This is a genomic window from Corynebacterium sp. UMB10321 (assembly GCF_030228725.1).
Lineage (GTDB): Bacteria > Actinomycetota > Actinomycetes > Mycobacteriales > Mycobacteriaceae > Corynebacterium > Corynebacterium pseudogenitalium.
The window spans coordinates 1-5664 of record NZ_JASOZC010000018.1 but is presented as its reverse complement, the minus strand read 5'-3'; the positions used below and the strand labels follow the sequence as shown (position 1 = coordinate 5664).

The following is a 5664-nucleotide window of genomic DNA, read 5'->3' as shown; positions in this document are numbered from 1 at the left end:
GGCGACAAGATCACTGTTCCGGTTGTTGTGACCTACCCGGATGGTTCCAAGGACAACGTCAATGTGACCGTCACGGTTGAAGAGCCTGGTGCTAAGACTGCTGATCAGGTTGAGCCGAAGTATGAGGACGGTAAGGGTAAGCCGGGCGAGAATGCTACGGTTCCTGCTCCGAAGTTCACTGACAAGGACGGTAACGACACCAAGGCTCCTGAGGGTACGAAGTTCACTCCTGGTGACAATGCGCCTGATGGTGTGAAGGTTGATGAGACCACTGGTGAGATCACTGTTCCTGTTCCTGAGGATGCGAAGCCTGGCGACAAGATCACTGTTCCGGTTGTTGTGACCTACCCGGATGGTTCCAAGGACAACGTCAATGTGACCGTCACGGTGACGGAGAAGGATGTGCCACCGGTTCCGGGTTCGAAGGACAATGAGTCCTACGAGCCTGAGTACAAGCCAGGTTCTGGTAAGCCGGGTGAGGACGCCACGGTTGACAAGCCGGTCTTTAAGGATAAGGACGGCAAGGAGACCACTCCGCCGGCAGACACGAAGTTCGAGAAGGGCGAGGGTGCTCCGGAGAATGTGACTGTCAAGGATGACGGTTCGGTTGTGGTTCCTGTTCCTGAGGATGCGAAGCCTGGTGACAAGATCACTGTTCCGGTTGTCGTGACCTACCCGGATGGTTCCAAGGACAACGTCAATGTGACCGTCACGGTGACGGAGAAGGATGTGCCGCCGGTTCCGGGTTCGAAGGACAATGAGTCCTACGAGCCTGAGTACAAGCCTGGTTCTGGTAAGCCGGGTGAGGATGCCACGGTTGACAAGCCGGTCTTTAAGGATAAGGACGGCAAGGAGACCACTCCGCCGGCAGACACGAAGTTCGAGAAGGGCGAGGGTGCTCCGGAGAATGTGACTGTCAAGGATGACGGTTCGGTTGTGGTTCCTGTTCCTGAGGATGCGAAGCCTGGTGACAAGATCACTGTTCCGGTTGTCGTGACCTACCCGGATGGTTCCAAGGACAACGTTGACGTCACGGTTGAGGTTCAGCCGAAGGATCCTTCGGTCAAGCCTGGTAAGAACACGACAGTTCCGGCTGACAATGAACCTCACGAGGTTGGCAAGGTTGAGAACCCGAAGGGTGATGAGTCCGGCAAGCTTGTTGACAAGGACGGCAAGGAGATTCCGGGTTCGAAGGTAGAGATCGACAAGGACGGCAACGTCAAGGTCACTGTGCCGAAGGGTACTGATCCGCAGGATGCCAAGGTTGTTGTGACTGACAAGGACGGCAATCCGGTTGGTGAGATCGATGTGAAGATCGTTGACCCGAACTCTGATGCTGCGAAGTTCGTGCCGAACTACGGTGATCGTAAGAATGTCGAGGCTGGTAAGACCGAGACGTCGAAGAATCCGTTTGAGGGCAAGACTGATGTTCCTGTGAAGGATGCAATTGGTACGCCTTCTGCTGGTTCTGAGGATTGGACGTTTGAGACTGGCAAGAGCGGTGTTGTCAAGGCAACGGCTCCTGACTACAAGAAGGTCGCTGACAAGATCGCCTCTGAGTTGCCGCAGATTGATAGCAGCTGGAATAACTTCAAGGAGATCTTTACTCCGTACGTTCGTCCGTCTGTAACGGTTGATTTCACCTATAACGATGAGTCGAAGAACCACGCAACTGCTGGTTTCGAGCTGGTTGGTAAGGATGGTAAGTCCTTGCTGGATCCGGATGGTGACTTCGATGGTGACGGTCACTCCAACCGTGAGGAGATCGAGAAGGGCTCTAACCCTGCCGATGAGAACTCGAAGCCGACGCCTGGTGAGGACGCTTCAGTCGCAACACCTGCTATCGATGACGTTCACGAGGGCGACAAGGCCATCACCGGTACCGGCGAGCCTGGCTCCAAGGTGACGGTGACCCACGATGGCAAGGAGATCGGTGTCGGTGTCGTCGGTAATGACGGCAAGTGGACCGTGGAGGTTCCAGGTGATGCTCCTCTGACGCAGGGTAAGACCGTGAAGGTTACCCAAGATGCAGGTAAGAAGACTGCTGAAAAGACGGTCCAGGGCCCACGGGAGGGTGATTCGAACAAGGACACCACTCCGCCGAGTGTGAACCCGATCAAGCCTGGTGATAAGACGATCACTGGTAAGGATGATCGTCCGAACTCGACGATTAAGGTCACGCTGCCGAACGGTAAGGTCATTGAGACCATTACCGATAAGGACGGCAACTGGAAGATTGATGTCCCGTCTGGTGTTGAGTTGAAGCCAGGCGACAAGATCACGGTGACTGATGAGGCGGGTAACTCGACAAACGCGCAGGTCGGTATTGATACCGGCAAGTGTGTTGCATCCGCTGTGGGCTTCGGTCTCCCACTGATCGCGCTCCTGCCGTTGGGTCTGGCTTCCCAGATTCAGATTCCGGTGCTCAGCGATGTGGCTGCACAGGTGAATGCTCAGCTGCAGGATGTGAACACTCGTATCCAGCAGCAGGCTGGCATCTTCAATCCGGAGATGGCACGTCAGGTTGAGCAGATCAACGCACAGCTGCGCACCGTTGGTGCGGATCTGGGCATGGTCGCTGCGGGTATCGTTCTGATTGCTGCTGGCATCCTTGTTGGCACGGTCATCTACGACAACTGCAACCCGAATGGTCCGAAGTCTTCGGTCAAGGACCTCGAGCTGAAGGGTTCGTCTGGTAAGACGATGAAGCTTTCCTCGAAGAAGGATGATGCGAAGGCGACCGCTACGCCGAAGAAGTAACGCGATAGCGCCCATCACCGCCTCCCCCTTGCGGGGGGAGGGAAAGGGCTAAACGCTTACTAAGCATCTGCTAAGAAGAAAAGAGCTGCTGTTCGTCATCGCGACGAATGGCAGCTTTTTGCATGTTTGGACATTATTGGCGGAGGGGACGTCGAAAAGCCTGCGTCTTGCCAGGTGGCGTACAGATGTACCGAAGTGCTATAGGCCAAAGCTATTAACGTGCCTTCCTGGGCAAATGGCAAACAGTTCGCAGCTCATGAAGCTCTAAGTTTTTAACCCGCCGTAATGTACAAGCGTCCATAAATGGGCTAGATGTAAAAGGTCCACTGGATGCACAGACCTTTCATTGTTATTGTCGGATAACTGTAAACCATGTAGCGCCTGTGCCTACACCGGGAAAACGGTGATGCACGCGGCGGTGGCATGTTCTGAAATAACGAATGAAAGGAATTATTGTGCGAAGCTCCTATAAGGCACGCCGTGGCACTTCGCTTGCCGCGGCCGCATTGTCGTTCGCGTTGGTTGCGCCACTTGCGCAGCCGGTTGCGTTTGCTCAGGAGGCTCCTGCTGCAGTTGCGGGTGCTGAAGCTGCTGCTGATACGCAGAGCGGGAATAAGATGGTGCCGAACGCCATCTACACCAAGGGTGGCTGGCGCGATTACGGTGGCTACCACGGCTACGCCTACATCAACAAGGATGGTCGCCACGATGATCTGAGCTCGAACAACGAGCCGTTGAAGGGCAACGTCATCTACCTGCAGTACGTCACGGGTAAGAATGAGGTCTCCCCGGTTTTCTACACCCTGACCGACTCAGAGGGAAGGTTTTCCTTCGACTTGACCCGCAAGGTTACGGATCGCGTACATGCGCCGGCATTCCATCTAGCTGGCGTTCAGGGCGGCAAGACCCGCGTCCGCGTGTGGGGTGAGAACCCCAACCCACAGAAGTACTCGGTAGTAGCTGCAGGTGACATGAACTCTGGCCGCTACACCACGCGTACCAACCGTGTGCAGGAGTCGTGGAACTTCACGTCTGGTCCTGCTGGGTCGCGTATTACCAACGGCCGCTTTGTGCTGGAGGAGAAGCCGAACCACGTTGGTTGGTTGGCGAAGCCTGAGTCCGAGTGGACGCGTGCGCTTGATGGTGAGACGGGCAAGCCAACGGTTGATGGTCAGTTCCCGGACTATGGTGCGTTTGGCACCATTAAGAGCCTTGCTGCGCCGAATCAGTCGATGGTGTGGTGGGAGAACGGTGAGGATGCAGGTTCTTTGCCGGGGTACTACAAGTATCAGACTGGGCAGGGCGACCGTGCCGCCGGTGGCGTGGAGATCGTCGGCTCGTACCTCAATGATGAAGTCGCGCGCCAGATTGATGCGTGGAAGGATGCGAACAAGGGCTACACTGCTGAGCAGGAGCGTGCGAATCAGGAGCGCATTATTAAGGCGTACCAGGATGAGCATGGTGTAGGCTCCCACATCGCTGAGACGGTCGTAGTGCCGTCGAAGGATGATGGCACGATTTACCTGCCATTTAAGGGCACGTATGGTGCCAGCCGTGACAGGATCGGCAACGTATCAGAAGACGAGTTCGGCAAGGTAGCGCCGAAGTACGAAATGGACCGAGGCAGCCGTTACGGCGCCTTCACTGGTCTCGCTATTGGGAAGCGTCGTCACATCAATACGGATTACATGTACATCTACCCACGTATCGAGGGTCGTGATGTGAAGAATTCGGCGTTCCCGATGAACATGTTCCAGAACTACGCTGATTCCGGCACTGTTATCGCGGGTGCGAACATGAACGGCCTGCAGTTCCCGTTGATGTCTGCACAGCCGATCTTTGATATCCCTGAGTACAACTCGTATGACAATAAGGGTCGTGCTGGGTCGAAGGTGACCACGAAGGCTGCGGGTTTGATGCCGAATGCGGATTACGCGATTCGTTGGTACGCAACCGATCCTGCTGGTAATCAGACCGAGCTCAAAGGTAAGGAGTGCATCGTCAAGAGTGACGAGAAGGGTGTGCTGCCTTCCTGTGATTTCCAGGCGCCCGAAGACCTGAAGGAAACCACCGTCTACACAGCGGCGGTTGTCAGCGTTGATCCTGTTTCGAAGAAGATGTCTGACCGCTGGGAGATTGCGGACTCGTTTACCGCTGTCGTTCCAGAGCAGCTGCCACTTGGCTCCGCAGGGGAAGAATACCCGGACAACAATGTTGCGGACCTGTTTGGCAACCTGCCGGATGACCTCGCTGAGGATGCGAAGCCGAAGTACTCCGCCGACAAGCTGCCAGATGGCCTTAAGATCGACCCTGAGACCGGCAAGATCACTGGTATTCCAACCGAGCCTGGCACTACTGAAGTGACCGTAACCCGTGAGGTTGAGGTCATGGTAGAGAAGTACGTTGGCGTCACCGATGAAAACGGTGACCCGGTTTGGGAGAACCCTGATGAGGAAGACCCCGCGAAGCGTATCCAGAAGACCGAGAAGTCTCGGGTTGCAGAGAAGCAGCTGGAAGAGGTCGTCACGAAGATTGTGGTGACGGATACGCCGCTGAAGGACGGTGTTGTTGGCGAGGATTACGAGCAGGAAGTAAAGCCAGAGGGCTTTGGTCCTCTGCCGCAGGGCTTCAAGATTAAGGAAGGCTCCCTCAAGGTTGAGGGTCTTCCTGACGGCTTGGAGTTCAAGGATGGCAAGATCACGGGTAATCCGACTGCTCCGGTTACGGCTTCTGAGGAGAAGCCGAATGTGACCGTGACCTACACCCTGGTTGATCAGGATGGCAACGAGACCGAGCACACTGATGTTGTGCCGTTGGCAGTTGGCGTCAAGACCACGGTTGATGAGTCTGGTAAGAAGCTGGTTGATCCGACTGATGAGAAGCAGGACACTGGTGTCAAGATCG

Annotated in this window: 2 protein-coding genes; both read left to right on the top strand. The window is 55.6% G+C overall.

Annotated elements, in window-relative coordinates; genetic code table 11:
* On the top strand, positions 1-2760 hold a 2760-nt coding region (locus tag QP752_RS11115), incomplete at its 5' end, for a YPDG domain-containing protein (protein ID WP_284805525.1).
* A gap of 455 nt (positions 2761-3215) precedes the next feature.
* Positions 3216-5664: Ig domain-containing protein (locus QP752_RS11110; RefSeq protein ID WP_284805524.1), on the top strand; the 2449-nt coding region annotated here is incomplete at its 3' end.